This window comes from Inhella inkyongensis (assembly GCF_005952805.1).
GTDB classification, from domain to species: Bacteria; Pseudomonadota; Gammaproteobacteria; order Burkholderiales; family Burkholderiaceae_C; genus Inhella; species Inhella inkyongensis.
This window is the reverse complement of the sequence record NZ_CP040709.1, coordinates 424815-448568: the sequence shown is the minus strand read 5'-3', so window position 1 is coordinate 448568 and position 23754 is coordinate 424815. Positions and strand designations below refer to the sequence as shown.

The following is a 23754-nucleotide window of genomic DNA, read 5'->3' as shown; positions in this document are numbered from 1 at the left end:
CATCAAAAGAAATCCACACCGCTGGCGTCGGCCGCACCGTCGCTGCCATCGTGCACGCGGTGTTGCTCCGGGGTGGTGTAGCGCGACTTCAAATCGTCCAGCCAGACCTCGGCCCGTTGCCGGCCGGCCTCGCCGAACAACGGCATCTCATCGACAAGCCGTTGAATGTCACCCCGCACCACACCCAGCATCTGGCTCAGGCGATCACCGATCTGCAGGCCCGCCAGGGCCTGCATGCCGTACTCCTGCATCTCGGGCAGCAGGGTCTGCATGGTTTTGCGCAGTTGCTCTGCGTCGTCCAGGGGCACGGCGGCCAGCCGGTCTTGCAAGTCGCTGAGCGCCGCGAAGGCGGCCGTCAGCTCACCGATGCCTTGATTCAGTTGGTCGTGGATCACATCCAGTTGCCGACCCCAAACCGGCAGGACGGTCTGCGCCATGAGCACCGTGCCGTCTTCGAGCAAGACGGCATGGTCCGGCGGCTTTGCGCTGTCTTCGGCTGTCACGTTTGACGCTCCCCGAGTCCGACCCTGAGGGTCGGGCGGTTGAAGGACTTGCACCAACGGGCTCAGCGTAATTCAAGCCCAAGCCAGACCGCTCGCCACTTCCAGCCGGACTAACCCTAGGTGCGCACGCAAAGCCGCTTCGCATGGCTAGAGTCGTGTCACCGCGTCCAACTCCAACATCACCATGCTGCGAAACCTCACCATCCGTCAGCGCCTGTCGTTGGCCTTTGCGTTCTTCATGCTGTTGGTTGTCCTCATTGGGGGCTTTGGCGCCTACTCGGCCCGAGGCATCAACGCCGCATTCGGCGACTTTGCCCACCGGGTGGTCGAGGCCGGCCAGTTCGCCGGCAACATCCGCGCCGAGATGATCGATCTGCGCCGCTTCGAAAAGGACATGGTCATCAATGTGGCCGATGCCGCCAAGGTCAAGGAGTACGCCCAGCAGTGGGAGGCCGTGTACGAGGAGATCGGCAACAACTTCAAAGAGCTGGGCGAGCACATCAGCGATCCGGCGGTCAAGGGCAAGCTGGACGAGGCCCAGGCCCATTTGAAGACGTATCGCGACAACGTGGCCTCAGCCATCAAGGGCCTGGAAGGCCTGGACGTGGCAGCCGCCAACAAGGCCATGCGGGCCGGCCGCGACGGTTTTGTGGCGGCAGAAAAGACGCTGAGTGAGCTGCTGAAGCTGGTGGGCGAGTTCACCGGTAAGGCCAAGGTCAGCTTTGCCGAGCGCACCCAGCAGGTGATGGTGGTGACCCTTGTACTGGGTGTGATCGCCTTGATCGCCACGGTGGTGGTGGGCCGCATCGTGTCGCTGAGCATCGTGCAACCCCTGCGCGGCGCACAAGACTTTGCGGGGGCCGTGCGCGACGGCGACCTGACCGGCGATCTGGAAAGCTTTGGTCAGGATGAGGCGGCGCAACTCTCGCAGGCGCTGCTGGACATGCAGACCTCGCTGAACCGCATCGTTGGCGAAGTGCGCACGGCGGCCGACAGCATCCAGGTCGCCAGCTCCGAGGTGGCCAGCGGCAACACCGACCTGTCGCACCGCACCGAGCAAACGGCCGCCAGCCTGCAGCAGACCGCCAGCGCCATGCATGAACTCACCGCCACGGTGAACCAGACCGCCGATTCGGCCCGCACCGCCAATCAACTCGCCAGCCAAGCCAGTCAATCAGCCGAGCGCGGCGGCGCCGTGGTGGGCGAGGTGGTCAGCACCATGGAGCGCATCAACCAGGGCAGCCGACGCATTGCCGACATCATTGGCACCATCGACGGCATCGCCTTCCAGACCAACATCCTGGCCCTGAACGCGGCCGTGGAAGCCGCGCGAGCCGGCGAGCAAGGCCGCGGCTTTGCGGTGGTGGCCGGCGAGGTGCGCTTGCTGGCCGGCCGCAGCGCCGAGGCGGCGCGTGAGATCAAGACCCTGATCACCTCCAGCGTCGAATCGGTGGAGACCGGCAGCCGCCTGGTGGCCGACGCCGGCAACTCGATGCAGGAAATCGTCAGCAATGTGCAGCGTGTGACCGACATCATTGGCGAGATCAGCGCCGCCGCCGTGGAGCAGAGCAGCGGCATCGGCTCGGTGAATGACTCGATCGCCGGCCTGGATCAGGCCACGCAGCAAAACGCAGCCTTGGTGGAAGAGTCCGCGGCAGCGGCGCAGTCCCTGCGCGACCAAGCCGAGCGACTGGCCCAGGTGGTGGCGGCCTTCCGCGTCAAGGGCATGGGGATGAGTGCCGGCAGCGCTCCACGTGCTGCGCCCAAGGCGCCCGCCAAGCCGGCTGCCGCCACCGCCAAACCCAAGAGCAGCCCGACCGCCAGCGCGCCGCGGCCCGCCGCATCACCGGCCCCGGCTCCCGCCTCGCGCGCGCCCGCCCCAGCCGGCGGCGACGACGACTGGGCCTCGTTCTAAGCCCAGTAACCGAGACCCGCAGGGCGCTGATTCAGCGCCCTGTTTTTTGCCGGAACAACTCGGCTATGCCCACCTCGCGCGGGCCAGGCTGCAGTTCGAAGGACTCGCCCGCGCTGAGGCTGCCCTCGCGCTGAACCGCCAGATAAAAGCCACAGTAGCCGCTCTGGCTCATCAGCTTCACGGCCTGGGAAAAGCCCAGCGCTGCATTGAGCTTGAAGCAGGGCATGCGCGGCTCGCTCACCAGCAACTCGCAGTTCGGGAACACCAAGCGGTCCCCGATCCAGACCTGCGACTCAAGCAGGCCAGCGAGCAACAGGTTCTCGCCCAACAGACCCGGTGCGATGGCCGCACCCCACTCCGCCACCCGGGCCTGGGCCCGCACCGTTTGCCAGAACGGGAGGTGCTCAGAGGGATAGGCATACAGCGCCCTGGCCAGACCGCCGTGCACGCTGAGGTCGGCCTGGGCATCGCCTGCCAGGCCCAAGTGCCCGACGGCGACCGGGCCGACCGCAGACTGCTTGCCAATCGCGCTGGGCACGGTCCGGCCATCCAGGGTGGTCAGAGGCCGCACCGGGCCGAGGTTCAGACTGAGCAAACGCATGGAACTACTTCACGAATGGGAAGGATTGCCCGCATTGCAACATGCGCCACGTGCATAACCCCACACCCCCGGGGAGTTACAGCAGGGTTACAGCGGCCAGACAATCGCGGGCTCCGGTTCGACAGCAGGCCGGCGGCATTGGGTCAGTTGCTTGATCAGACATAAGCGGCAACTGACCCAATTCCGCATCTCCAGCTTTTTTCACTTCTATGAGCTCCTCTGTCATGAACCAGCCCAAGATGGAAGGCCTGCGCCTGAACGTGCCGGCTTACGTCAAACACGCCCGCCTGATCGCCTGGGTGGCCGAAATCGCCGCCCTCACCGAGGCCGCCGACGTCTATTGGTGCGACGGCTCGCAAGCCGAATACGACCGCCTGTGCGCCGAACTGGTCGCCAAGGGCACCTTCAAGAAGCTCAACGAAGCCAAGCGCCCGGGCAGCTTCCTGGCCTGGAGCGACCCCAGCGATGTGGCGCGCGTCGAGGACCGCACCTTCATCTGCAGCCAGAACAAGGACGACGCCGGCGCCACCAACAACTGGATGGCCCCGGACGAGATGCGCGCCCTGCTGCAAACCGGCGAGAACGCGCTGTTCAAGGGCGCCATGAAGGGCCGCACCCTTTACGTGGTGCCCTTCAGCATGGGCCCGTTGGGCAGCCCCATCGCCCACATCGGCGTGGAACTCAGCGACAGCCCTTACGTGGCCGTCAACATGAAGCTGATGACCCGCATGGGCAAGGGCGCGCTGGACGTGCTGGGCGACGATGGCGACTTCGTGCCCTGCGTGCACACTGTGGGCGCCCCCCTGCAGCCCGGTCAGGCCGACAGCGCCTGGCCCTGCAACCCCAGCACCAAGTACATCGTCCACTACCCCGAGACGCGCGAAATCTGGAGCTATGGCTCGGGCTACGGCGGCAACGCCCTGCTGGGCAAGAAGTGCTTTGCGCTGCGCATCGCCTCCACCATGGGCCGCGACCAGGGCTGGCTGGCCGAGCACATGCTGATCCTGGGCGTGACCAACCCCCAAGGCGTCAAGCGTCATGTCGCCGCTGCCTTCCCCAGCGCCTGCGGCAAGACCAACTTCGCCATGCTGATCCCGCCCAAGGGCTTCGAGGGCTGGAAGGTCACCACCATCGGCGACGACATCGCCTGGATCAAGCCGGGACCGGATGGCCGCCTGCGCGCCATCAACCCCGAAGCCGGCTACTTCGGCGTGGCCCCGGGCACCAACACCCTGACCAACCCGAACTGCATGGCCAGCCTGAACCGCGACGTGATCTTCACGAACGTGGCGCTGACCGATGACGGCGATGTCTGGTGGGAAGGCCTGACCGACGAGGCCCCGGCGCACCTGATCGACTGGCAGGGCAAGGACTGGACCCCGGCCGAGGCCAAGGTCAGTGGCCGCAAGGCGGCCCACCCCAACGCCCGCTTCACCATTGCCGCCACCAACAACCCGGCCCTGGACGCCGAGTGGGACAACCCCAATGGCGTGACCATCGACGCCTTCATCTTCGGCGGCCGTCGCAGCACCACCGTGCCCCTGTGCACCCAGGCCCGCAACTGGAACGAGGGCGTCTACATGGCCGCCACCATGGGCAGCGAGACCACCGCCGCTGCCTTCGGCCAGCAGGGCGTGGTGCGCCGCGACCCCTTCGCCATGCTGCCCTTCATGGGCTACAACATGAGCGACTACTTTGCGCACTGGCTGAAGATGGGCGCCAAGCTGGGCGACAAGGCCCCGGCCATCTTCTGCGTCAACTGGTTCCGCAAGGGCGCCGATGGCAAGTTCGTCTGGCCCGGCTATGGCGACAACATGCGCGTACTGGCCTGGATGCTGGACCGCATCGACGGCAAGGCCGCCGGCAGCGAGAACGCCTTCGGCATCAGCCCGAAGTACGACGAGCTGAACTGGACCGGCCTGGACTTCACCCACGCCCATTACGAGACCGTCACCCACATCAACAAGGCCGACTGGCTGGCCGAGTTGAAGCTGCACGACGAGCTGTTCCAGCAACTGGCGCTGCGCCTGCCCGCCGAGCTGCCAGCCACCAAGGCCCAGATCGAAGCGCGCCTGGCCGCGCACTGATCTAGAGGCGCCCCATCAAACGCCCGCCCCAGTGCGGGCGTTTTCGTTTCAGCAAGGACAATCGCTCCATGGCCAAAGATCTGACCCCCCAAGAATTCGACGAACTCGACACCCTGCTCCAGAACGCCCCTGGCGAGTTGGAGGCGATGGATGTCGCCATGCTGGACGGCTTTCTGTGCGGCGTGCTGGTGCAGCCCGACCTGCTGAAGACCGCCGACTGGCTGGCTTATGTGTTCGATGCCGAGGCCCGCGAGCTGCCGGCCGACACCGATCCGGCCTGGCTGGCACGCACCACCGAGCTGATCGAGCGCCGCCACGCCGCGCTGCGCAAGGCCTTGGCCGAAGACCAGTGGTTTGACCCCATCGTGCTGCAACTGGACGGCACCGAGGAGCCCGATCCGGACCCCGCCTTCGCCACCCTGCCCGACTACTCCAAGCCCCTGGTGCCCTTTGCCAGCGGCTTCGTCACGGCGCTGAACACCTTCCCGAACGGCCTGCTCAGCATGACCGACGAGGCCATCGAGCTGGCCATGGACCGCGTGGCGCGCCACCTGCCCTGCAGCGACGACGACGAGCGCGCCGCCATGGCCGAGCTGGATGCCGAGCACCCGCTCAAGACCCTGGACCAGGCGGTCGAGGACATGGTGCTGGCCGTGGTCGAGATCGACAGCCTGACCGAGAGCGAGCGCTACCGCGTCGAGCCGGTGCGCCACGAAACGCCCAAGCTGGGTCGCAATGACCCCTGCCACTGCGGCAGCGGCAAGAAGTTCAAGGCCTGCCACGGGGCGACCTGATCTGCGCCTCCAGCTGTTCAGCGACCTGCATCTGGAGCGCGACCCCGCGTTCCAGCCCCAGGTCGTGCCCGACGCGAATGTGCTGGTGCTGGCGGGCGATATCGGCTCCTACCAGGCCGGCTCGCACCTGCTGCCCTTTGGCCCCGACGCCGATTGGGGCTTGAGCCGTTTCTCACCGCGCCTGGGCGCCCCCTGGAAGCGGGTGCTCTATGTGCCCGGCAACCACGAGTACGACGGCCTGCCCTGGCCGCAGGCGCAAACCCAACTGCGGGCCTGCTGCGAGCGGCTCGGCATTGAGTGGCTGGACCGCGAGCTGATCGTCATCGACGGCGTCCGCTTCCTGGGCTGCACGCTATGGGCCGACTTCGACCTGCTGGTCGATCCCCGCAGCCCCATGGCGGCCCAACTCAAGGCGCGCGACAAGGCCTACCGCGCCGCCAACTTCTACCTGCGCCGCTTCAGCGCCCTGGAAGACGACAAGCCCATGTTGGCCGAACGCCTGCGCGAACTGGCCCTGGCCGACCAGGACTGGCTGCGCGCCGCCTTGGCCCAGCCCTTCGAGGGCCGTACCGTCGTCGTCACCCACTTTGCGCCCAGCGGCCTGAGTGCAGACCCACGCTATGGCCTGACGCCCGGCACGGCGGGTTTTTGCAGCGCGCTGGATGCCCTCTTGCCGCAGGCTGACTTGTGGCTGCACGGCCATCTGCACTGCCGACACGACTACCGGATGGGCCGCTGCCGCGTGGTGGCCAATGCACGCGGCTATGCCGGCAAGGGCGAGCAGGATGGCTTCATCGAAGCGCTGGGCCTGACAGTTTGACCCCAAGCAAATAGGGCCATGCGGGCCACGGGCACACTGCGTCCCGTCATCCCCTGGAGCGCCCCATGAAAGTCCTCGTCGCCGTCGACGGCAGCCCCTACACCAAGAAGGCCCTGGCCTACCTGACCACCCACGATGAATGGCTGGGTAGCCAACACCGCTACACCTTGCTCACCGTGGTACCCGCCGTGCCGCCACGAGCCGCCGCCGTGATCGCCAAGGAAACGCTGCAGGCCTACTACCAGGACGAGGCCGAGAAAGTGTTCAAGCCCCTGCGCACTTTCTTCGCCAAGCAGGGGGTCGAGGCCGAGTTTGTCTACAAGATCGGCCATGCTGCCGATGTCATCGCCAGCGTGGCGGCCAAGGGCAAGCACGACCTCATCATGATGGGCAGCCACGGCCACAGCGCCTTGCGCGGTTTGGTGCTCGGCTCCATCAGCACCAAGGTGCTGGCGCAATCCGAGGTGCCGGTGCTGCTGATCCGCTAAACCTCAGCTATTGGGCCGGCGCTTGCGCACCCAGTCCATCGGGCTCTCGACGGATGGGTGGGCGCGCTGGCTTTCCAGTACCGCATAGCCCTTGCTGCGGGTTTCAAAGTCGCCATCCTCTTCCAGGGTGGCCTCCATGCCGAACGCGGTACCCAGGTCGGCAGGATCGTGGGGATGCACCACCGGCGCAGAGCGGCGACGCAGAAAACGCAGTGCGGGAGCGAGTCGCATGGGGTACCTCTCAATTGCGTGAAGCTCTACAGACTTGCACTGAAGCGCTCCTAGCACTCACCCGGTTGACAAACCCGGTTGGCGCTGTTGAAGCATGACTGCAGTGTGCTCCGCGCCGGGAAAAAGCCCACCCCCAATTTGGGTGAGAAAGCCCCCGCAGTTGGCAAAACCGCACACCTGCTTCGGGGCCTGACTTCTGTCATTCCTACGTCATCCAGGCCTGCGAAGCAGATCAGCTAACGTGCGCCCCATCAAGACAAGGAGACGCCATGAAAGTGGTCGTACTGGGCGCCGGCATCGTGGGCGTCAGCACCGCCTGGTATTTGTTGGAGTGCGGGCATGAGGTGGTCCTAGTGGATCGCCAGAGCGACGCCGCCCTCGAAACCAGCTATGCCAATGGCGCGCAGATTTCGGTCAGCTTCTGTGAGCCCTGGGCCAATGCCTGGGTGCCCATCAAGGTGGCCAAGTGGCTGCTGAAGGATGACTCCCCGCTGCTGTTCCGGCCCCGCCTGGAGCTGGCCCAGATGCGCTATGGCCTGGGCTTCCTGATGCAGTGCACCACCGCCAGCTTTGAGCGAAACGTCGAAGAGTTGGTTCAACTGGGCCGTTACAGCCACGCCTGCCTCAAGGAGTTGGTGCCGGCCACCGGCATTGAGTACAACCGACTGGAGAAGGGCATCCTGCATTTCTTCAGCAGCCAGCAGGATTTGGACAACGGCGCCGCCGGCGCCGAGGTGATGCGTCGCCACGGCGTGGACCGGCGCGTGCTGAGCCGCGACGAGGTGCTGAAGGTCGAACCGGCACTGGCTCGTTTTGGACCGAACATCTTTGGCGGCACCTACACGCCCAGCGACGAGAGCGGTGACGCCCTGGTCTTTACCCAGAAGCTGGCACAAAAGTGCTTTGAGCGCGGCGCCGTCAAGCGCTTCAACACACACATCCTGGCGCTGGAAAAGCAAGGCCAGCAGATCAGCGGCGTGCGCGTCCGCAATCCCGATGGGCAGACCGAGACCCTCAAGGCCGACGCCTATGTGGTGGCCCTGGCCAGCTACGCGCCCGGCCTGGTCAATCCGGTGGCCGATTGCCTGAACATCTACCCGGCCAAGGGCTACTCGGCCACTCTGAATCTCAAGCGCCCCGAGGCGGCCAGCACCGTCAGCCTGCTGGACGACACGCGCAAGATCGCCATCAGCCGCCTGGGCAACCAGATCCGCATCGCCGGCACGGCCGAGCTGGTGGGACTGGACACCCGCCTGGACACCCCCACCGCCCGCACCCGCTGCGCCGCGCTGGTGCAGCGCTATGAAGAGCTGTTCCCCGGCGTGGCCGATCTGAGCGAGCCCAATTACTGGACCGGCCTGCGCCCCAGCACGCCCACCAACATTCCCTACATCGGGCGCAGCAAGCGCTTGAGCAACCTATGGCTGAACTGCGGCCACGGCACCCTGGGCTGGACCCATGGGGCGGGCAGCGGGCAGGCTCTGGCACTCTTGATGAGCGGCAAACGCCCGGAAACGGAATTCCACTTCTATGGAGTGTGATCGCCTGAACCGGCGTCACTACCTATTGGGCGCCGCCGTTTTGTCTTTGACAGCCTGCGCGCAGACACCACCCGCCCGAACGCAGAACGCGATGACGTCCTTGAGCGGCAGCTACCGCTTTCGAGGTCTCGGCACCCAGCGTGCCCAGCACTTCCCCAATCCCTGGGTGGACTTGGAGGCGCTGCAGCCGGACTCCTTGCTGACCCTGAGCCAAACCCGCGAAACCCTCAACTGGCGCTGGCAGCACCGCGACGGCCAATGGGTCGAGCGCAGCCTGGCGCTCCACGCACCCGGCCCAGGTGTGCAATGGCAGGACGGGGTGCTGAGCCATGAGCAGGAAGTCCCCGTGCGGGGCGTGCCCATCCTGCCCGGCCAAGTGCGTCACCATCGCGGCCTGCGGGTCTACCGCTCCAACGATGGGCGCCTGATGCTGGAGGGAACCTTCCGGGAAACCGGGCGGATGCTGTTCCTGCTGCCCTTTGAAGACCGCCACCAATGGACCCTGGCCCTGGAGCCCGCGGGCTGATGCTTCGTTCTGCAACGAAGTCTTGAGGGCGGCCCGGCCCCGAACATGGCGGCTCTGCATGAGGAACCCGCCATGACGATCACCTGTTTCATTCGCTACGAAATCGAACCCTTCCAGAAGGAAGACTTCCGCCGCTATGCCCAGGCGTGGTTGCACATCATTCCGCGCCTAGGGGGCAAGCTGCTGGGTTATTGGCTGCCGCACGAGGGCAGCAACACTGAGGCCTGGGGCCTGATTGGCTTTGACAGCCTGGCTACCTACGAGACCTATCGCCAACGCCTCAAAGCCGACCCCGAGGCTCAGGCCAACTTCGCCTTTGCGGCGAAGGAGCGCTTCATTCGCGTCGAGCAGCGCACCTTCACCGAACCGGTGCAGCCGGCATGATCGCGGTGATCTTTGAAGTCGAGCTCGCGCCCGACACACAGGCCGACTACCTGGCCCAGGCTGCCGCCCTGCGCGAATCCTTGTCAAGGATGCCCGGCTTTCTGTCCATCGAACGCTTCGAGAGCCTGAGCCAGCCCGGCAAGCTGCTGTCCCTGAGCTTCTGGACCGACGAATCCAGCGTGCGGGCCTGGCGCGAGCAGGGCGAGCACCGGGCCGCCCAGGCCGCCGGGCGCGCCGGCCTGTTTACCGACTACCGGCTGCGCGTGGCCCAGGTTCTTCGAGACTACGGGCTGAACGAAAGAGACCAAGCCCCGTGCAACTTGCAGCCCCTCGCCACCCTGATCGCCGACCCCAGCCGCGCCGCCATGCTCAGCCATCTGCTCAGCGGTGAGCTGGCCAGCGCGAGCGAGCTGGCGCGCGCCGCCGGCGTGGGCGCAGCCACCGCCAGCGCACACCTGCGCAAGTTGCTGGACGCCGGCTGGCTGGTCTGCGAGCCGCGCGGCCGTCATCGCTATTACCGGCTGGCCGATGCCGACGTGGCCCAGGCCCTGCAGGCGTTGCAGTTGGTGGCCGATCGCCAGCGCGGCACCAGCCCCTGGCTGCGGCAGAGCGAGCTGCGCTACGCCCGCCGCTGCTATGGCCATCTGGCCGGCCGCCTGGGGGTCTGCCTGGCCCAACACTGCCTGGCTGATGGCTGGCTGGTGCCGGACGAGGCGTCGAACTACCGCTTGGCCGATGCCGGCCTGACCGCCATGGCCGCGCTGGGTATGGACCCCGAACCCTGGCGCCGCCGCACCGCCGCCGTGGCCCACGCCTGCCTGGACTGGAGCGAGCGCCGCGACCACCTGGCCGGACCCTGGCCGCGCGCGCTGCTGGCCCATGCCTTGGAGCAGCAATGGCTGCAGACCCGTAGCGGCGAACGCGCGCTGGCGCTGACGCCTTTGGGCGCGGCGCGCCTCAGCGCGGTACTTGGCCCACTGCCTGCAAGGGAGGGTCTGCAAAGCCCCCTGCGCCCGCGCCAAGACTTTTCGGGATGAAGGCCAAGGCGCGAGCCACAGCTCAGGCTGGTGGCCTGAGCAAGGCTTGCAACGCCGGCCATCGCCCGAAAAGTCTTTGGCCCGCATGGGTTTGCGAGATAACCGGCCGTCTCGGTCGTTGGCGCGCTCGGCCGTCGGACATCAAGTCCGACCTTCGCGCGCCGCCTACGATCCGGCCGGTTCTCTCGCAAACGCGGGCTGCACGGGGTTTGCAGACCCTCCCAAGCTGACGCGCACCTCGGTCTCGCCGGCTTCGTGACCGATGTCGAGCTGGGCGCCGTGGCGCTCCAGCAGCCGGCGCACGATGCTCAAACCCAGGCCAAAGCCCGCACTGCCCTCGCCCTTCACAAAGGCCTGCCCCAGGCCCGCCGGCAAGGCCGCGCTGGGGTTGCGGATGCACAGCACCCCAGCCTCGAAGCTCACCCGCACCCGACCCAGCCCATGGGCGCAGGCGTTGCCCAACAGATTGGCGAGCACCAGGCGCAGCACCTCCGGGGGCAGGGCCAGGCGGTCGCCGGCCTGCAAATCCACCTGCAGCGCCACGTCCGTGTCGTCCGTCGGCAAGGTGTCGATGGCCCATTGCTCCACCAGCGGCAGCAGCGCGGTCGGCTCGACCGGCTGGGGCAGATCCTCGCGAGCCAACAGCAGCAGGGTGTCCAGGGTTTGCTCCAGCGCCGCGGTGGCGGCACACAGCCGCGTCTGCTGCGGGTCCAGGCCCATCTTCAGCACCGCCAGCGGGGTGCGCAGTTCGTGGCTGACATCGCGCGTGAAGGCCTGTTCGCGCGCTATGAAGGCCTGGGTGCGGGCATGCAGGGCGTCCAAGGTGCGGGCCAGGGTGCCAAGCTCATCCTGCGCCAGCCCTTGCGCCAGGCCCTGCGGCAGCTGCTCGGGCCGCCCCTGCTGCAAGCGCTGCACCAAGCGCTCCAACGGCCCCGCCATGCGTCGCGCCAGCCAGGCGCCCAGGGCCAAAGCCAGCAAGGTGGCACCCAAGGCCCACAGGGCCAGCCAGGTGAGCAAACCCTCGCGCTGCGGACGCACCACCAGCCAGTCGCTCACCTCGGCCAGCAGCCAAGCCTCCTCCAGCTTCAGCAAGTGATAGTGGCGGCCCTGCGAACCGGCGAACTCGCGCCGGCCGGGTTCCGCCGCCAGTTGGTCGGCCACGCCATCCGGCAGCTCGCGGGCCTGCAGCAGAAGGCGGTACTGCGGCGCACTGGGCGGCGGCCACTGTCCCGTCGCGTCGCGCCCAGCTTGCAGGCGGGCCGCCTCCTGGGCCAGCTGCCGATCCAGGAATCGGTCCTCCACCGTGTAGGCAAAGGCCATGGCAAAAAGACTGAACAGCGCGCAGATCAGCAAGGCCAAGGCCCAGAAGGCCAGCATCAATCGCCGGCTGTAGCTCATGCCTCGACCACCAAGCGAAAGCCCAGCCCGTGCACCGTGCGCAGCAGGGGCGGCGCCGCGAAGGGCCGATCCAACACCTGGCGCAGCAGGTGGATGTGGCTGCGCAAGGGGTCAGACTCCGGCGCCTCATCGGCCCACAGGCGGTGAGTCAGCTCGCTGCGCGTGAGCGCCCGAGGGTAGGCCTCGGCCAGCAGGCGCAGGATGGCCGCCGGCGTGGGCGGCAGCGCCAACAGCTGCCCGTCGCGCCAGGCCTCACCGCTGCGGCGGTCCAGGCGCAGCGGCCCGATCTGCAAGCAATGCTGCGCGCCGGCTAGGCGGCGTGCGCCCAGCGCCCGCACGCGCGCCAGCAGCTCCTCGGCGGCAAATGGCTTGACGAGGTAGTCGTCAGCGCCAGCCTCGAAGCCGGCCAATTTATCGGTCAGGGCATCGCGGGCGGTCAGCATCAAGACCGGCACATGGCGGGCCGCCTGCTCGCGCAGGCGTTCGCACAGGCGCAGGCCGTCCAGGCCCGGCAGGCCCAGGTCCAGCACCAGCACATCGGGCAGATCCTGCACCGCCTGCTGCAGGCCCAGTCGGCCATCGGCCGCCTCCTCCACCCGATGGCCGGCCGCGCGCAGGGCCGCTGCCACCTGCTCACGCAAGGGGGCGTGGTCTTCCACCACCAGGATGTGCAGAGGCAGGCGGCTCATCAGCTCGGCAAAGCCTCCAGGCTCTTCTGCGCCTCGTTGCGATCCTGCGTCGCCAACTTGGGCTCGGCCAGCAAAGCCTGCAGCAAGCGGCGGGCGGCGGCGGCTTCGCCCAGCGCTGCATGCGCCTGGGCCAGGGTCAAACGCAAACGCGGGTGCTCGAAGTGGGGCTGGGCAAGTTCCATCACGGCAAGGGCCTGGCGGCGAGCGGTGTCGTCGGCGGCCGATTTGAACTGGTAGACGCCCAGCATGGCGATCAGGTCGGCCTTGTATTTCTGCGGCTCGGCCTGCAGCGCCGCCCGCACCGCCTGTTTCTCGCCGCCCAGCCAGCGTGTCACCAAATTCATGCTGGCTTCCTCCTTGAAGGGCGTGCGCGCCACGGGCTTCTGGCCCAGCAGGCGCACCAACTCTTCGGCCGCTTGGGCCGTGGAGAAGGGGTTCTGGCCGGTCACCAGACGGCCATCCACCACCACCTTGGGGCTCATCAGCGCAGCCTCCTCCCAACGCGCGCCCTGTTCGCGCAAGCGCTGCTCCAGCCAGAAGGGGTACTCCTTGGCCCAGCGCTTGCCGAACACCGCCTCCTCTTCGTCCGTGAAGCCGGTAACCCGGCGACCTTGCACCAAGGGGCGCCCCTCAATCCTGACCTCAGCAAACGCTGCCGACCCGTGGCAGACCGCCGCCAGCACGCCACCGCGCTGCACATGGGCCCCCAACAGATGGGCCAGAGCGGGGTCACGCGGCAGGTCGAACATCGCCCCCTTGCCACCCACCACGAAGATCGCCTGGTGCTCGCCCACCTTCAACTCGCCGGTGCGACGAGTAGCCTTCAGCAGCGCAAGGGCCTCGGGCGGCAGGGCCTTGATGTGGTCATCCTCCGGGTTGAACTTGTCGGCCTCGACCGCACCGCCGGCCGGGCTGGCCACCTCGATCTGCAGGCCGTTGGCGCGCAGCACCTGATAGGCCAGCGCGTATTCATCCATCTCGAAGCCGGGGCGAGTCTTGCCCGCGTCACGGCCTTCGCTGCTGAGCACCAGCAGCACCTTGGGACTGGCCTGGGCGGCCAGGGCAACACACCCCAGCACCAGAGCGGAAAAAGCTTGATGGATCTTCATGGCGACTCGCCTTGCAGCAGTTGAGAACGCCCACATGCTCGCCAACGGGCATCAAGAAAACATCAAAGCGCTGCCATGATGAACGGCCATGAGCACCGACACCCTGCAATCCCTGTTCGCCTACAAGGCCTGGGCCGACGCCGAGCTGTTGGCAGGCCTGGCCCAGCTCGGCCCCGAGCACGCCGACACGCTGCACGCCAGTCTGCGAACCCTCAATCACATCCATGTGGTGGACCGCCTGTTCCGCGCCCATCTGGCCGGCGAGGCCGCCCCCTTTGAGGCCACCAACACGGTGGAGACCCCGACGCTGGAGGCCCTGCGCACCGAGGTGGCCGCCACCAATGACTGGCTGCAGGCGCATGTGCGCGGCCTGAGCCCCGCCCAGCGCCAGGAGCTGCTGCACTTTCGCTTCACCGACGGCGACGCCGGCTGCATGAGCCGCGAGGAGATGCTGCTGCACCTGATCACGCATGGCGCTTACCACCGCGGCAATGTGGGCCAACGCCTCAAGGACATCGGCATCGCCCCACCCCGGGATCTGTACACCCGCCATCTCCACCTGGCCTATCCTCAACGGCGGACATCATGAGCGCCAGGCGGCTGGGCTTGGCACTGGCAGGCTTGGCCCTCGCGGGCCCCGTGCTGGCGGCCCCCGAATGGCGCCTGATGGCCCGCCACGGCGAATGCCATCCGTTGGCGGTGCTGGCGCGCAAGCTGCCCGATGCAGCGGCCGTGCGCACGCCGCAGGATCTGGCCGCCCTGCTCAAGCAACAGGGGTTGGCCTTCACGCAGACCGACCGGCCGGCACCGGGTGCCGAGCGCAGCGTGGCCTTCGAAGTGCCCGCCAAGGGCCTCAACATTCTGTTGGTCACCCCAGGGCTTTGCGGCCCCACGCGCTGAACGGCCAGGGCGGGCACAATCCCGCCCCTTTTTCCAGGAGCCACCCATGGCCATGCCGTCCTTTTGCGCCATCGACTTCGGCACCTCGAACTCCGCCGTCGCGCTGCCCGCACCCCAAGGGGCAGAGGGCATGGCCCTGGTGCCCCTGGAGGGTCAGGCCCGCACCATGCCCACCGCGGTGTTTTATTACGCCGAGGGCCCGCACGACGCCGACGGCCCGCCGCGGGCCTTTGGCCGCGCCGCGCTGGCGGCTTATGTGGAGGGTTTTGACGGCCGGCTGATGCGCTCGATGAAGTCCATCCTCGGCAGCGATCTGCTGGAGCGCCACACCGATGTCGGCGGCGGGCGCTCGGCCAAGTATGCGGATGTGGTGGCCGGCTATCTGAAGCGGCTCAAGCGCGTGGCCGAAACCCACCAGGGTGGCCGCCCCTTGACCCATGCCGTGCTGGGCCGCCCGGTGTTCTTTGTCGATGGCGACCCGGCGCGCGACGCCCAGGCCCAGGCCGCACTGGAAGCCTGCGCCCGCGCCGTGGGCTTCGAGGAACTGGCCTTCCAGTTCGAACCCATCGCCGCCGCCTTCGACTACGAGAGCCAGATCGACGCGGAGCAAACCGTGCTGGTGGCCGACATCGGCGGCGGCACTTCGGACTTCTCACTCGTGCGCGTGGGTCCGCAGCGGCGCACGCAGTTGGACCGCCGGGCCGACATCCTGGGCCACCACGGCGTGCACATCGCCGGCACCGACTTCGACCGCCGCGTGAACCTGGCCGCACCCATGCGCGCGCTGGGCCATGGTGCGCTGGGCCCGCAACGCCCCGACGGCACGGCGCGCGAAGTGCCCAGCGGCATCACCTTCGACCTCGCCACCTGGCACCTGATCAACACCTGCTACACCCCGGCCCGCCTGGCCGAGGTGCGCGGCCGCAAGGCCGACTACGCCGACCCCGCCCAGCACGCCCGCCTGCTGGCCGTGCTGGAACTGCAGCTGGGCCACCACCTCGCCAACCAGGCCGAGGCCGGCAAGATCGCACTGGGCGGTCATGGGCCGGACGGCCCGCACAGCACCCACGCCTTTGACCTGGGCGAGATCGAGGCCGGCCTGCGTTGGCCCTTCAGCCGGGCGCAGATGGTCGAGGCGCTGCAATCCGATGTGGCCCAGATCGCCCGTGCCGCGCAGGAGTGCGTGCAGCTCGCTGGTCTCACCCCCGCTGCGGTGGATGCCCTCTATTTCACCGGCGGCTCCACCGGCCTGACGCACTTGGTGGATGCCATCGCCGCCGCCTTTCCGCAGGCCCGCCGCGTGCAGGGCGATGCGCTGGCCTCGGTGGGCCAAGGCCTGGGCCTGCATGCGCGGCGCGTGTTTGGCTAGGGCCTGTTAGCACTATGCGAAGCCAACGCGTTGCCATCCAGAAGTGGCGCCAACGAGGCGCGAAATGAAGCCGGGGCGGCTCCCCCGGCGAGGCTTCGCAACGAAGTGGGCGCCACTTTCTGGTGGCAACCCGGAGGGAACTGGCCTGTCCGCCCGCCATGCGTCGTTGCTGCCCTCGCCCAGGCGCGAGCCTGGGCGTCGCGCTGCGCCTAGCCTGGCGGACGGACAGGTCCGTTCGCGCGGCTCCGCGTAGTGCTAACAGGACCTAATCACTCCTGCCAGAAGCGCGCGCCCATCTGCTGTCGCAAGGCCTGCAAACGCTGGCGCTCCATCGGGGCCAGCCAGGCTTCGTAGAGCAACTGCAGGCGTTCGCGCACGCCGGGCTGCGCCAGCAAATCGTCCACGGCCGCCACATGGGCCTGCCCTTGAGGCGAAGCCGCGCAGGCCACGAAGCCCAGCTGGCTTTCGCGCAGTTCGGCCAAGGGCATCCAGACCAGAGCCTCGGCCCCGACGCCGGGGGGCTCAGTGAGCTGGTAGTGGCTGAGTTCAAAGCTATAGGCCAGGGTCGCATCCACACCATGGCGGCGCGACACCATGCCGAACATCGCGCGGTTCGCATTCACCAGGCGGTTCTTGCGGCGCTGCTCTGGGTGGCGCGCCAGCAGCTCATCCACCAAGGCGCCATGCACGCGGTCGCCAATCACACCCACCACACGCCCTGCGGCCAAAAAGCGCGCCAGCTCGATTTCGCCGCGGTCGCTGGGCGAACTCCATTGCAGCAGTCCATCCTCCAGATCGGAGCGGCGCAGCACCATTCCCACCGGCCAGTGCCGGATCAAGGCGCGGGAATAGTGCCACTGCGCGGCGCGCTGCGCGGTCTTGCGCAGTAGCAGTGCACAGCTCGCGGGCTGCTGGTCCAGCTCGGCCAACAAGCGTCCGGACGAAACCCAGGAAATGGCATGCCGATGCTGCGGCAGCGCGGGCCAGAGCACCTCGGCCAACATGCGTTGTGCGTAGCCCTGGCCTGCCAAAGGGCCCTGACGCAATGCAAAGGGCGCGTAGTCACTCAGCAGCCAAACCCAATCGGGCGCAGGCGCGGCGCCCAGGCTGGCTCCCGAGCTGAAGAAAGACCCAAGCACCCCGGCGCACACCCAGCGCCGCGCCACACAACCGAGGCGGCTCAGCGCGACCTTGGAAACATGTGCAAGCGTTTGCGCTTGACCGGCATGGGGGACGTCCATGCCCGCATTGTCCAGCCCGTGCCCGAGCCGTCAGGCAGCGGCCATCACTCCTGCCAGAAGCGCGCGCCCAATTGCTGGCGCGCCTGATGCAAGCGCCGCCGCTCGGGCTCGGACAGCCACTCCTCGTACAGCGCCTGCAGCCGTTCGCGCACCCCGGGGCGCTCCAACAGGGCCTCCAGCGCCTGAATCTGCTGCCGCCCCACTTCGCCGCGCGAGCACACCGCGTGGCTATAAAGCAGGTCCGTCTTCTCGGCCAGCGGCAGCCATTGCAAGGTCGCCAGCGGCTCGGCCCGACCGTCCTGCTGCTGTCGGTTGAAGTAGGCCACCTCAAAACCATAGGCCAGGGCCGCATCGGTGCCGTGGCCGCGCGCCAGCATCGTCAGCACCACACGGGTGGCATCAAGCAGTTGGATGCGGCGCAGGGCATTGGGGTGGCGTTCCAGCAGGCCATCCACCACCGGGCCATGCGCGCGGGGCGTCACCCCCAGCACCCGCTCGGCGGCCAACACCCGCGTCAGCGACAACTCGCCCGCCTCGTTCAGGAACGGGCGCCAGCGCTCCAGTTCGCTGCGCCGCACCACCAGCCCCACCGGCAGCAGCCGGATCAAGGGGCGCGACACCAGCCACTGCGCGCTGCGCTCCGCCGTTTTGCGCCACAGCAGCCCGCAGCTGCCATTGGCGGCTGCCAGCTCCATGTCCATGCGCTGCGAGGGCACCCAGACCTTCTGATGCCGAAAGCCCGTCAGGCCCGGCACCAGCACCTCATCGAGCATGCGCTGGGCAAATCCGCGCCCGGCATCCGGCCCGCGCCGCATCGCTGTGGGCGCGTAGTCCGCCAACATCCAGCGCCACTCGGGCGCGGGCTCTGGATGGGCCGCGCCCGGGGCGGGCAGCCACGCCAGCACGCCGCACCAAAGCGCCGCCGCGGCGCGTTGGCCGAGCCTTTGCAAACGGCTGGCCGCCAGCACCATCAGCCCCGGCGCTGCGGCGGCCGCCCGGGCCGCCCGGACCGTCCAGCCGGCGCCTTCACTGGCGCCGCCTTGGCCTTGAAGGGCCGGCTCACATCGGCCAGCAACAGGCTGTGTGCCACCAAATGCTCCACCGCCTCATCCAGATGCTTGGGCGGCTCGATGCCCTCGATGGCCTCCAGCAGCTCATCGGCATCCTCCAGGTCCTCGGCGTCCAGAAATTGATAGATGCCCGCCAGGCCCTCCAGCAGATCGCTGTCCTTGCAGCCCATCAGGCCTTGGGGGAAGCTGTCCGCCCCCAGCGCAAAGCCCGCCACCCAGGGGTAGATGGCGCCCAGGATGGTTTCCCAATCCTCGGGGTCGCCCGGCTCGTCGTCCTCGTCGTGCGGGGCGAACACCCAGGGGTCCCACCACTGCCGGCCACGAATGGCGGCGTCCAGTTCCTGCAACCGGCGCATGGCCAGCGCACGGATGGGCTCGGCCTTGAAACCGGCCGGCGGCGCGCGGCCTTCTTCGCTATCCAGCACCCAGCGCATCCACTCCGCCGGCGGCGGCGCCTTGGGTTGCAGTGCGATGGCCGTCAGATAGCCATCCAGCATGGACACATCCAGCGGCTCCAGCGGGGCGGGCACGGCGTCCAGCAGGTCCTGCAGGGCGTCGAGGTCGAGGTCTGGGGCGGCGGATGCGTGCGAGGGGCGGTTCATAGGCGGATTCTCCGCTGCCAGGCGGGCGTGACGGGCTTCACGGGCATCGTCCAGAGTGGCATTCGTCATGGGAACTAGAGCACGGACAGGGCCAAAAACACAAGGGTTTGCCCTAGGCAAGAGTCCCTTCGGTCACGACACTTCGCGCCTCGCACCGCCCGACGACTCCAAAGCGCGCGGTCCGGATGACCCTCCTTTGCAAAGTCCCTCGAATGAACATCCGCCTCCCTTCTCGTCTGGCCCCCCTGGCTCTAATGTGTTCCGCGTTCGCCAGCCACGCTGCTCCGGTTCTGGTCACCCAAAACCCCTGGAGCCAGAACCGGGATGTCACTCACTTCACCCAGGTGTTTGGCGCCGACAACTACAGCTTGCTCACCAGCTATGCGTCGGTAACCGCCGGGGCGATCTTCAATGCCACAAACCGTTTTGTGATGCTTGAGGGGGGGGCAAACACAGACGCTGCGCTCAATGGATTCCTGAATAGCCATGCCAGCGCGATCACCAATTGGGTCAACCACGGCGGTGCATTGCTGATTCAGTCGGCAGGCTGGACCTCGGACGTGAACTTTTTAGGCGCCACGCTGGACTGGGGCAACTCGGCAAACTCCTGCGGGACGCTCACGGCAGACGGCGTCGCAGCCTTCACCACCGGCACGCGCCAGTGCGGTAGCTACCTTGCGCACGATGTCGTGCTGGGTCTGGGTATGACCACCTTCATGACGGGTGACACCAATGGAAAGGCGATCGTGGCTGGCTTCGAGCAAGGGGCCGGCTATGTGATGCTGAGCGGACTGACCAACTCGCAGTTTCACTATCAGGGCGACAGCCTGATCAATAGCGTGATTTCCTTCACCGCAAAGCAGTCCGACCGCAATGCCGTCCCCGAACCCACCGCCCTGCTGCTGGCCGGCAGCGGCCTTCTGGGCCTGGTCCTGACGAGCCGCCGCGCACGACGCGCCTGAGTGCTCGCGCAACAGCTCTTCTAAAGCGGCCTACAGGCCGCTTTTTTGTTGCGGGTTTCGCCCGTGAGATCCGAGGGCTGGGGTGAACCCGCTGTGACTCCCGAGCCCCCCGGCCCGCCCTGGCCACAATCGCGCCCTCGTCCTTTGCCCTGACTTGGATCGCGCCATGCCCCCTGTTCTGCGCCCGCTGCCCCTGATCGCCCTGCTGGGCCTCAGCGCCCCGGCTCAAGCCAACCCCCAAGGCTTCTACCGCCAGCCCACCGTGCAGGGCGAGACGGTGGTTTTTCTCAGCCAGGGGGATCTGTGGCGCAGCGGCCTGGGCGGTGGTGCGGCGCAGCGCCTGACCAGCCATGCGGGGCTGGAGCAGTCGCCCGCGCTGCTGCCCGATGGCAAGACCGTGGCCTTTGTGGCGCAGTACGAGGGCGCGGGCGACGTTTACACCCTGAGCCTGGACGGCGGTTTTCCGCAGCGCCGCACCTGGCTGGGCAATGCCACGGTGCGGGTGTGGGGCCATGACGGCCAGGGCGGCCTCTTGATCACCGCCCCGGCCGAAGACGGCCGCCCGCTGAGCCAGCCCTTTTTGCTGAAGGGTGAGCAGCTGCAGGCCCTGCCGGTGGCCGACGCCAACGACGCCGCCCTGGATGGCCCACGCCTGTTCTTCACCCGCCAGGGCCTGCGCGGCGACAACGCCAAGAACTACCGCGGCGGGGCGCTGGCCAGCCTGTGGGTGCTGGACCTGCAGGGCAGCACCGAAGCCCGCCCGCTGCTGGGCGCCGACTTCCCGCGCGCCAACAACCGCCGGCCCATGCCCTATCGCGATGCCCAGGGCCAGCCGCGCGTGGCCTTTCTGAGCGACCGCGATGGCTTCTTCAATGTGTGGTCGGTGGGGCTGGACGGGCGCGACGCGCGCCAGCACACCCGCTTCAAGGACTTCGATGCGCGCCAGGCCTCGATCAGCGGCAGCACCGTGGTGCTGGCGCGCGGCGCCGACCTGCAGCGCGTGGACCTGAACGCGGCGAACGCCGAGGCCCCAATATTGCCCATCACCCTGGCCGGCGACCAACCCGCCAGCGCCACACGCTGGGTGCAAAAGCCGCAGAACTTCCTGAGCGAGCTGGCGCTGGCGCCCAACGGCGAGCGTGCCCTCATCGGCGTGCGCGGCCGCCTGGCCACGCAAGGCGTGCAAGCGCTGCGCCGCGCCGAGTTGCAGATGCCCGAAGGCAAGCGCTGCCGCGAGGCCGCGTTCAGCAGCGACAGCCAGTCGGTGTTCGCACTGTGTGACCTGAGCGGTGAGGTCGAGCTCTGGCAGTTCGATGCGCTGGGCCTGAAGGCGCCCAAGCCCATCACGCGCGGCGCCAAGGTGCTGCGCACCGATCTGAGCGTGGCGCCCGATGGTCGGCATCTGGTGCACGCCGATTTGAGCGGGGCGGTCTACCTGACCGATCTGAAGGCCGAGGGCGGCCCGGCCACCAAGCAAATCGACCAACTGCCCGATGACCAGGGCGTCGAGTTCGCCTGGCACCCGGACGGCCAGGCCCTGGCCTATGTGCGCCGCCCCGAAGGCCGCAACGACCGCAGCCAGGTCTGGCTCTACACCCTGGCGGACGGCGACAAGCGCGCGCTGACCCAGGCCAAGTACAACAGCAGCGCCCCGGCCTTCAGCCCGGATGGCCAGTGGCTTTACTTCGCCTCGCGCCGCCACTTCCAGCTGCAGGCCGGCGCCAGCGTCTGGGCCGAGCGCGACATGGGCCCGGCCTTCGAGCCCGGCACCAAGGTCTATGCGCTGGCCTTGCAGAGCGGGCTGCGCTCGCCCTTTGCTGCCAAGGACGAGTTGCCGCCGCCGGCCAAGCCCGAAGCCAAGAAAGACGACAAGAAGGAAGAGAAAAAGGACGCCAAGCCTGCACTCCCGCGCATCGATCGCGCGGGTCTGGCCGAGCGCCTGTTCGAGTTGCCCCTGCCGGCCGGCCGCTACCGCAGCCTGGAAGCGGACGCCAAGCGCCTGTGGTGGATCGAGGCCGATGGTGGCCCCGGTGCGCTCAAGAGCCTGGCGCTGGAAGCCGGCGCCATGGCCGAGACCCACAGCGACAAGGTGCGGCGCTTCCAGCTCAGCGCCAACGGCAAGACCCTGCTGCTGCAACGCGACGCCGCGCCGGGGCAGGCCGGCGAGATCCTGCTGTTGGACGCCGCGCCCAAGCCCCCGGCCGACACGGGCAAATTCGCGCTGCGCTGGGCCGACTGGCAACTGCCTGTGAACCCGCGCCAGGAATGGCAGCAGCTGTTCGACGACGCCTGGCGCATGCAGCGCGACTACTTCTACGACGCCCAGCTGCACGGCATCGACTGGGCCGCCAGCCGCGCACGCCATGCCGCCCTGCTACCCCGTGTGGGCGACCGCCTGGAGTTGGCCGAACTGATGGGCATGATGGCTTCGGACCTGAGCCTGCTGCACAGCCAGGTGGGCGCGGGTGACCTGCCCCCGCTGGCCGAGGAGGCTCCGGCCCTGGCCGGCCTGGGCGCGCACCTGGAGCCCCACGCCAAGGGCGCGCGCATTGCGCGCCTCTACCGCAGCGAGGCCGAGCTGGTGAGCGAGCGCGGGCCGCTGCAGGCCCCGGGGCTGGACGTGCGCGAGGGCGATGTGATCACCGCCGTGAACGGCCGCGCCTGGGTGGGCGCCGCAGGGCAGGCCTTGCTTCAAGGCCAGGCCGGCAAGCAACTGCGCCTGGAGCTGCAGCGCGCCGACGGCACGGGTGCGCGCAGCCTCATCGTCACCCCGGTGGATGCACGCCGCGAGGCCGCGCTGCGCTACCAGGATTGGCGCCTGGGCCGCGCCGAGAAAGTGGCCCAGCTCTCGGGCGGGCGCATCGGCTACCTGCATCTGCGCGCCATGGGCCCGCAGGACATCGCCGACTTTGCGCGCGAGTTCTATGCCCAGTTGGACAAGGAGGCCCTGGTGCTGGATGTGCGCTTCAACAACGGCGGCAACGTCGACAGCTGGGTGCTGGACCGCCTGCTGCGCAAGAGCTGGGCCTGGTGGCAGCCGCGCCACCCGGTGAATGGGCCGCGCTACAGCAATATGCAGCAGGCCTTTGACGGCAAGCTGGCCCTGCTGATCAACGAGAACAGCTACAGCGACGGCGAGACCGTGGCCGAGGGCTTCCGCCGTCTGGGCCTGGGCCCGGTGATCGGCAAGACCACCAGCGGCGCCGGGGTGTTCTTGAGCGACCGCAACCGCCTGATGGACAACGGCATCGTGCGTGCCGCCGAACTGGCCCAAGTGGATGCCAGCGGCCAGGTGCTGATCGAGGGCCAGGGCGTGCGGCCCGACATCGAAGTGGACAACCCGCCACGCGCCACCGCCCAGGGCCAGGACGCGCAGCTGGAGGCTGCGGTGCAGCAGCTGCTCAAGCAACTACCCGCGCAAGCGCGGGGCCTGGAGGCGCGCACCCCGCGGGTGAAGGCTTATCCGAGGCCGCGCTGAGCAACGACT

General features: G+C 68.1%; 23 protein-coding genes. 14 read left to right on the top strand and 9 right to left on the bottom strand.

What is annotated here, in order from left to right; translation table 11 throughout:
* Positions 1-2: 2 nt before the first annotated feature.
* Complete coding sequence (locus FF090_RS02255; RefSeq protein ID WP_138855181.1) at positions 3-503, bottom strand: hypothetical protein; 501 nt, start codon at positions 501-503, stop codon at positions 3-5.
* A 184-nt stretch (positions 504-687) separates the two neighbouring features.
* Between FF090_RS02255 and FF090_RS02250 the strand changes: the two genes are divergently transcribed.
* Positions 688-2418, top strand: a complete 1731-nt coding sequence (locus FF090_RS02250; RefSeq protein ID WP_138855180.1) for a methyl-accepting chemotaxis protein — start codon at positions 688-690, stop codon at positions 2416-2418.
* A gap of 31 nt (positions 2419-2449) precedes the next feature.
* Here FF090_RS02250 and FF090_RS02245 read toward each other — a convergent pair whose 3' ends face one another.
* Positions 2450-3019: an MOSC domain-containing protein gene (locus FF090_RS02245; protein WP_138855179.1), complete on the bottom strand. Its 570-nt coding sequence runs from the start codon at positions 3017-3019 to the stop codon at positions 2450-2452.
* Between the two features lie 224 nt (positions 3020-3243).
* Between FF090_RS02245 and FF090_RS02240 the strand changes: the two genes are divergently transcribed.
* From FF090_RS02240 to FF090_RS02225, 4 genes are all read left to right on the top strand, one after another.
* Positions 3244-5106, top strand: a complete 1863-nt coding sequence (locus tag FF090_RS02240; RefSeq protein WP_138855178.1) for a phosphoenolpyruvate carboxykinase (GTP) — start codon at positions 3244-3246, stop codon at positions 5104-5106.
* Between the two features lie 68 nt (positions 5107-5174).
* Positions 5175-5900 carry a UPF0149 family protein gene (locus tag FF090_RS02235; protein WP_138858264.1) on the top strand — a complete coding sequence of 242 codons (726 nt, stop codon included), beginning with the start codon at positions 5175-5177 and terminating at the stop codon, positions 5898-5900.
* Position 5901: 1 nt separating this feature from the next.
* Positions 5902-6720: a metallophosphoesterase gene (locus FF090_RS02230; protein WP_138858263.1), complete on the top strand. Its 819-nt coding sequence runs from the start codon at positions 5902-5904 to the stop codon at positions 6718-6720.
* Positions 6721-6785: 65 nt separating this feature from the next.
* The gene (locus tag FF090_RS02225) at positions 6786-7208 is read left to right on the top strand and encodes a universal stress protein (RefSeq protein ID WP_138855177.1); all 423 of its coding nucleotides are present in this window, start codon (positions 6786-6788) and stop codon (positions 7206-7208) included.
* A gap of 3 nt (positions 7209-7211) precedes the next feature.
* Here the strand turns inward: FF090_RS02225 and FF090_RS02220 are convergent, their stop codons facing one another.
* Entirely contained in the window at positions 7212-7439 is a 228-nt protein-coding gene (locus FF090_RS02220; protein WP_138855176.1) for a hypothetical protein, read from the bottom strand.
* Positions 7440-7708: 269 nt separating this feature from the next.
* On the opposite strand from FF090_RS02220, the gene FF090_RS02215 reads away from it, so the two are divergent.
* The 4 genes from FF090_RS02215 (at position 7709) to FF090_RS02200 (ending at position 10927) form a co-directional block, all read left to right on the top strand.
* Positions 7709-8980, top strand: coding sequence for a D-amino acid dehydrogenase (locus FF090_RS02215; protein WP_138855175.1), 1272 nt, complete (start codon positions 7709-7711; stop codon positions 8978-8980).
* A 91-nt stretch (positions 8981-9071) separates the two neighbouring features.
* Complete coding sequence (locus tag FF090_RS02210; protein ID WP_138855174.1) at positions 9072-9506, top strand: hypothetical protein; 435 nt, start codon at positions 9072-9074, stop codon at positions 9504-9506.
* 72 nt (positions 9507-9578) lie between these two features.
* Positions 9579-9890 carry an NIPSNAP family protein gene (locus FF090_RS02205; protein WP_138855173.1) on the top strand — a complete coding sequence of 104 codons (312 nt, stop codon included), beginning with the start codon at positions 9579-9581 and terminating at the stop codon, positions 9888-9890.
* Positions 9887-10927: an antibiotic biosynthesis monooxygenase gene (locus tag FF090_RS02200; RefSeq protein ID WP_138855172.1), complete on the top strand. Its 1041-nt coding sequence runs from the start codon at positions 9887-9889 to the stop codon at positions 10925-10927. Before FF090_RS02205 ends, FF090_RS02200 begins: the two co-directional genes overlap by 4 nt.
* A gap of 165 nt (positions 10928-11092) precedes the next feature.
* Here the strand turns inward: FF090_RS02200 and FF090_RS02195 are convergent, their stop codons facing one another.
* The 3 genes from FF090_RS02195 to FF090_RS02185 are packed head-to-tail and all read right to left on the bottom strand — an operon-like array spanning position 11093 to position 14123.
* Complete coding sequence (locus tag FF090_RS02195; protein ID WP_138855171.1) at positions 11093-12325, bottom strand: sensor histidine kinase; 1233 nt, start codon at positions 12323-12325, stop codon at positions 11093-11095.
* The gene (locus tag FF090_RS02190) at positions 12322-13014 is read right to left on the bottom strand and encodes a response regulator transcription factor (protein ID WP_138855170.1); all 693 of its coding nucleotides are present in this window, start codon (positions 13012-13014) and stop codon (positions 12322-12324) included. The genes FF090_RS02195 and FF090_RS02190 overlap by 4 nt, the downstream gene beginning before the upstream one ends.
* Positions 13014-14123 (bottom strand): type 1 glutamine amidotransferase domain-containing protein, encoded by a 1110-nt coding sequence (locus FF090_RS02185; RefSeq protein ID WP_175423474.1) that lies wholly within the window; start codon positions 14121-14123, stop codon positions 13014-13016. The genes FF090_RS02190 and FF090_RS02185 overlap by 1 nt, the downstream gene beginning before the upstream one ends.
* Before the next feature lie 88 nt (positions 14124-14211).
* Here FF090_RS02185 and FF090_RS02180 point away from each other — a divergent pair, with 88 nt between their 5' ends.
* Genes FF090_RS02180 through FF090_RS02170 form a run of 3 tightly spaced genes read left to right on the top strand, consistent with a single transcriptional unit; the run spans position 14212 to position 16392 of the window.
* The gene (locus FF090_RS02180) at positions 14212-14712 is read left to right on the top strand and encodes a DinB family protein (protein WP_138855168.1); all 501 of its coding nucleotides are present in this window, start codon (positions 14212-14214) and stop codon (positions 14710-14712) included.
* The gene (locus FF090_RS02175; protein ID WP_138855167.1) at positions 14709-15023 is read left to right on the top strand and encodes a hypothetical protein; all 315 of its coding nucleotides are present in this window, start codon (positions 14709-14711) and stop codon (positions 15021-15023) included. Before FF090_RS02180 ends, FF090_RS02175 begins: the two co-directional genes overlap by 4 nt.
* Positions 15024-15075: 52 nt before the next feature.
* Positions 15076-16392 carry an Hsp70 family protein gene (locus tag FF090_RS02170; RefSeq protein WP_138858262.1) on the top strand — a complete coding sequence of 439 codons (1317 nt, stop codon included), beginning with the start codon at positions 15076-15078 and terminating at the stop codon, positions 16390-16392.
* A gap of 269 nt (positions 16393-16661) precedes the next feature.
* Here FF090_RS02170 and FF090_RS02165 read toward each other — a convergent pair whose 3' ends face one another.
* From FF090_RS02165 to FF090_RS02155, 3 genes are read right to left on the bottom strand one after another with little or no spacing between them, the layout of a single operon-like run.
* Positions 16662-17633, bottom strand: a complete 972-nt coding sequence (locus tag FF090_RS02165; RefSeq protein WP_138855166.1) for a hypothetical protein — start codon at positions 17631-17633, stop codon at positions 16662-16664.
* A gap of 44 nt (positions 17634-17677) precedes the next feature.
* Positions 17678-18604, bottom strand: a complete 927-nt coding sequence (locus FF090_RS02160; RefSeq protein ID WP_138855165.1) for a hypothetical protein — start codon at positions 18602-18604, stop codon at positions 17678-17680.
* A complete protein-coding gene (locus FF090_RS02155) occupies positions 18604-19305 on the bottom strand; it encodes a YecA/YgfB family protein (protein ID WP_138855164.1) in 702 nt (233 codons plus the stop codon). The genes FF090_RS02160 and FF090_RS02155 overlap by 1 nt, the downstream gene beginning before the upstream one ends.
* Positions 19306-19517: 212 nt before the next feature.
* Between FF090_RS02155 and FF090_RS02150 the strand changes: the two genes are divergently transcribed.
* Both FF090_RS02150 and FF090_RS02145 read left to right on the top strand, forming a co-directional pair.
* Positions 19518-20267 (top strand): PEP-CTERM sorting domain-containing protein, encoded by a 750-nt coding sequence (locus FF090_RS02150; protein WP_175423473.1) that lies wholly within the window; start codon positions 19518-19520, stop codon positions 20265-20267.
* 166 nt (positions 20268-20433) lie between these two features.
* On the top strand, positions 20434-23745 hold the full coding sequence (locus FF090_RS02145) for a S41 family peptidase (protein ID WP_138855162.1): 3312 nt from the start codon (positions 20434-20436) through the stop codon (positions 23743-23745).
* Positions 23746-23754: the final 9 nt, after the last annotated feature.

What these genes read in the sequence shown, in the direction of transcription:
- FF090_RS02250 (WP_138855180.1), top strand. Translation starts at nt 688, where the DNA reads ATGCTGCGAAACCTCACCATCCGTCAGCGCCTGTCGTTGGCCTTTGCG.
- FF090_RS02185 (WP_175423474.1), bottom strand. Translation starts at nt 14,123, where the DNA reads ATGAAGATCCATCAAGCTTTTTCCGCTCTGGTGCTGGGGTGTGTTGCC.
- FF090_RS02245 (WP_138855179.1), bottom strand. Translation starts at nt 3,019, where the DNA reads ATGCGTTTGCTCAGTCTGAACCTCGGCCCGGTGCGGCCTCTGACCACC.
- FF090_RS02240 (WP_138855178.1), top strand. Translation starts at nt 3,244, where the DNA reads ATGAACCAGCCCAAGATGGAAGGCCTGCGCCTGAACGTGCCGGCTTAC.
- FF090_RS02195 (WP_138855171.1), bottom strand. Translation starts at nt 12,325, where the DNA reads ATGAGCTACAGCCGGCGATTGATGCTGGCCTTCTGGGCCTTGGCCTTG.
- FF090_RS02235 (WP_138858264.1), top strand. Translation starts at nt 5,175, where the DNA reads ATGGCCAAAGATCTGACCCCCCAAGAATTCGACGAACTCGACACCCTG.
- FF090_RS02180 (WP_138855168.1), top strand. Translation starts at nt 14,212, where the DNA reads ATGAGCACCGACACCCTGCAATCCCTGTTCGCCTACAAGGCCTGGGCC.
- FF090_RS02145 (WP_138855162.1), top strand. Translation starts at nt 20,434, where the DNA reads ATGCCCCCTGTTCTGCGCCCGCTGCCCCTGATCGCCCTGCTGGGCCTC.
- FF090_RS02190 (WP_138855170.1), bottom strand. Translation starts at nt 13,014, where the DNA reads ATGAGCCGCCTGCCTCTGCACATCCTGGTGGTGGAAGACCACGCCCCC.
- FF090_RS02155 (WP_138855164.1), bottom strand. Translation starts at nt 19,305, where the DNA reads ATGAACCGCCCCTCGCACGCATCCGCCGCCCCAGACCTCGACCTCGAC.
- FF090_RS02170 (WP_138858262.1), top strand. Translation starts at nt 15,076, where the DNA reads ATGCCGTCCTTTTGCGCCATCGACTTCGGCACCTCGAACTCCGCCGTC.
- FF090_RS02215 (WP_138855175.1), top strand. Translation starts at nt 7,709, where the DNA reads ATGAAAGTGGTCGTACTGGGCGCCGGCATCGTGGGCGTCAGCACCGCC.
- FF090_RS02225 (WP_138855177.1), top strand. Translation starts at nt 6,786, where the DNA reads ATGAAAGTCCTCGTCGCCGTCGACGGCAGCCCCTACACCAAGAAGGCC.
- FF090_RS02175 (WP_138855167.1), top strand. Translation starts at nt 14,709, where the DNA reads ATGAGCGCCAGGCGGCTGGGCTTGGCACTGGCAGGCTTGGCCCTCGCG.
- FF090_RS02200 (WP_138855172.1), top strand. Translation starts at nt 9,887, where the DNA reads ATGATCGCGGTGATCTTTGAAGTCGAGCTCGCGCCCGACACACAGGCC.
- FF090_RS02165 (WP_138855166.1), bottom strand. Translation starts at nt 17,633, where the DNA reads ATGGACGTCCCCCATGCCGGTCAAGCGCAAACGCTTGCACATGTTTCC.
- FF090_RS02150 (WP_175423473.1), top strand. Translation starts at nt 19,518, where the DNA reads ATGAACATCCGCCTCCCTTCTCGTCTGGCCCCCCTGGCTCTAATGTGT.
- FF090_RS02205 (WP_138855173.1), top strand. Translation starts at nt 9,579, where the DNA reads ATGACGATCACCTGTTTCATTCGCTACGAAATCGAACCCTTCCAGAAG.
- FF090_RS02160 (WP_138855165.1), bottom strand. Translation starts at nt 18,604, where the DNA reads ATGGTGCTGGCGGCCAGCCGTTTGCAAAGGCTCGGCCAACGCGCCGCG.
- FF090_RS02210 (WP_138855174.1), top strand. Translation starts at nt 9,072, where the DNA reads ATGACGTCCTTGAGCGGCAGCTACCGCTTTCGAGGTCTCGGCACCCAG.
- FF090_RS02220 (WP_138855176.1), bottom strand. Translation starts at nt 7,439, where the DNA reads ATGCGACTCGCTCCCGCACTGCGTTTTCTGCGTCGCCGCTCTGCGCCG.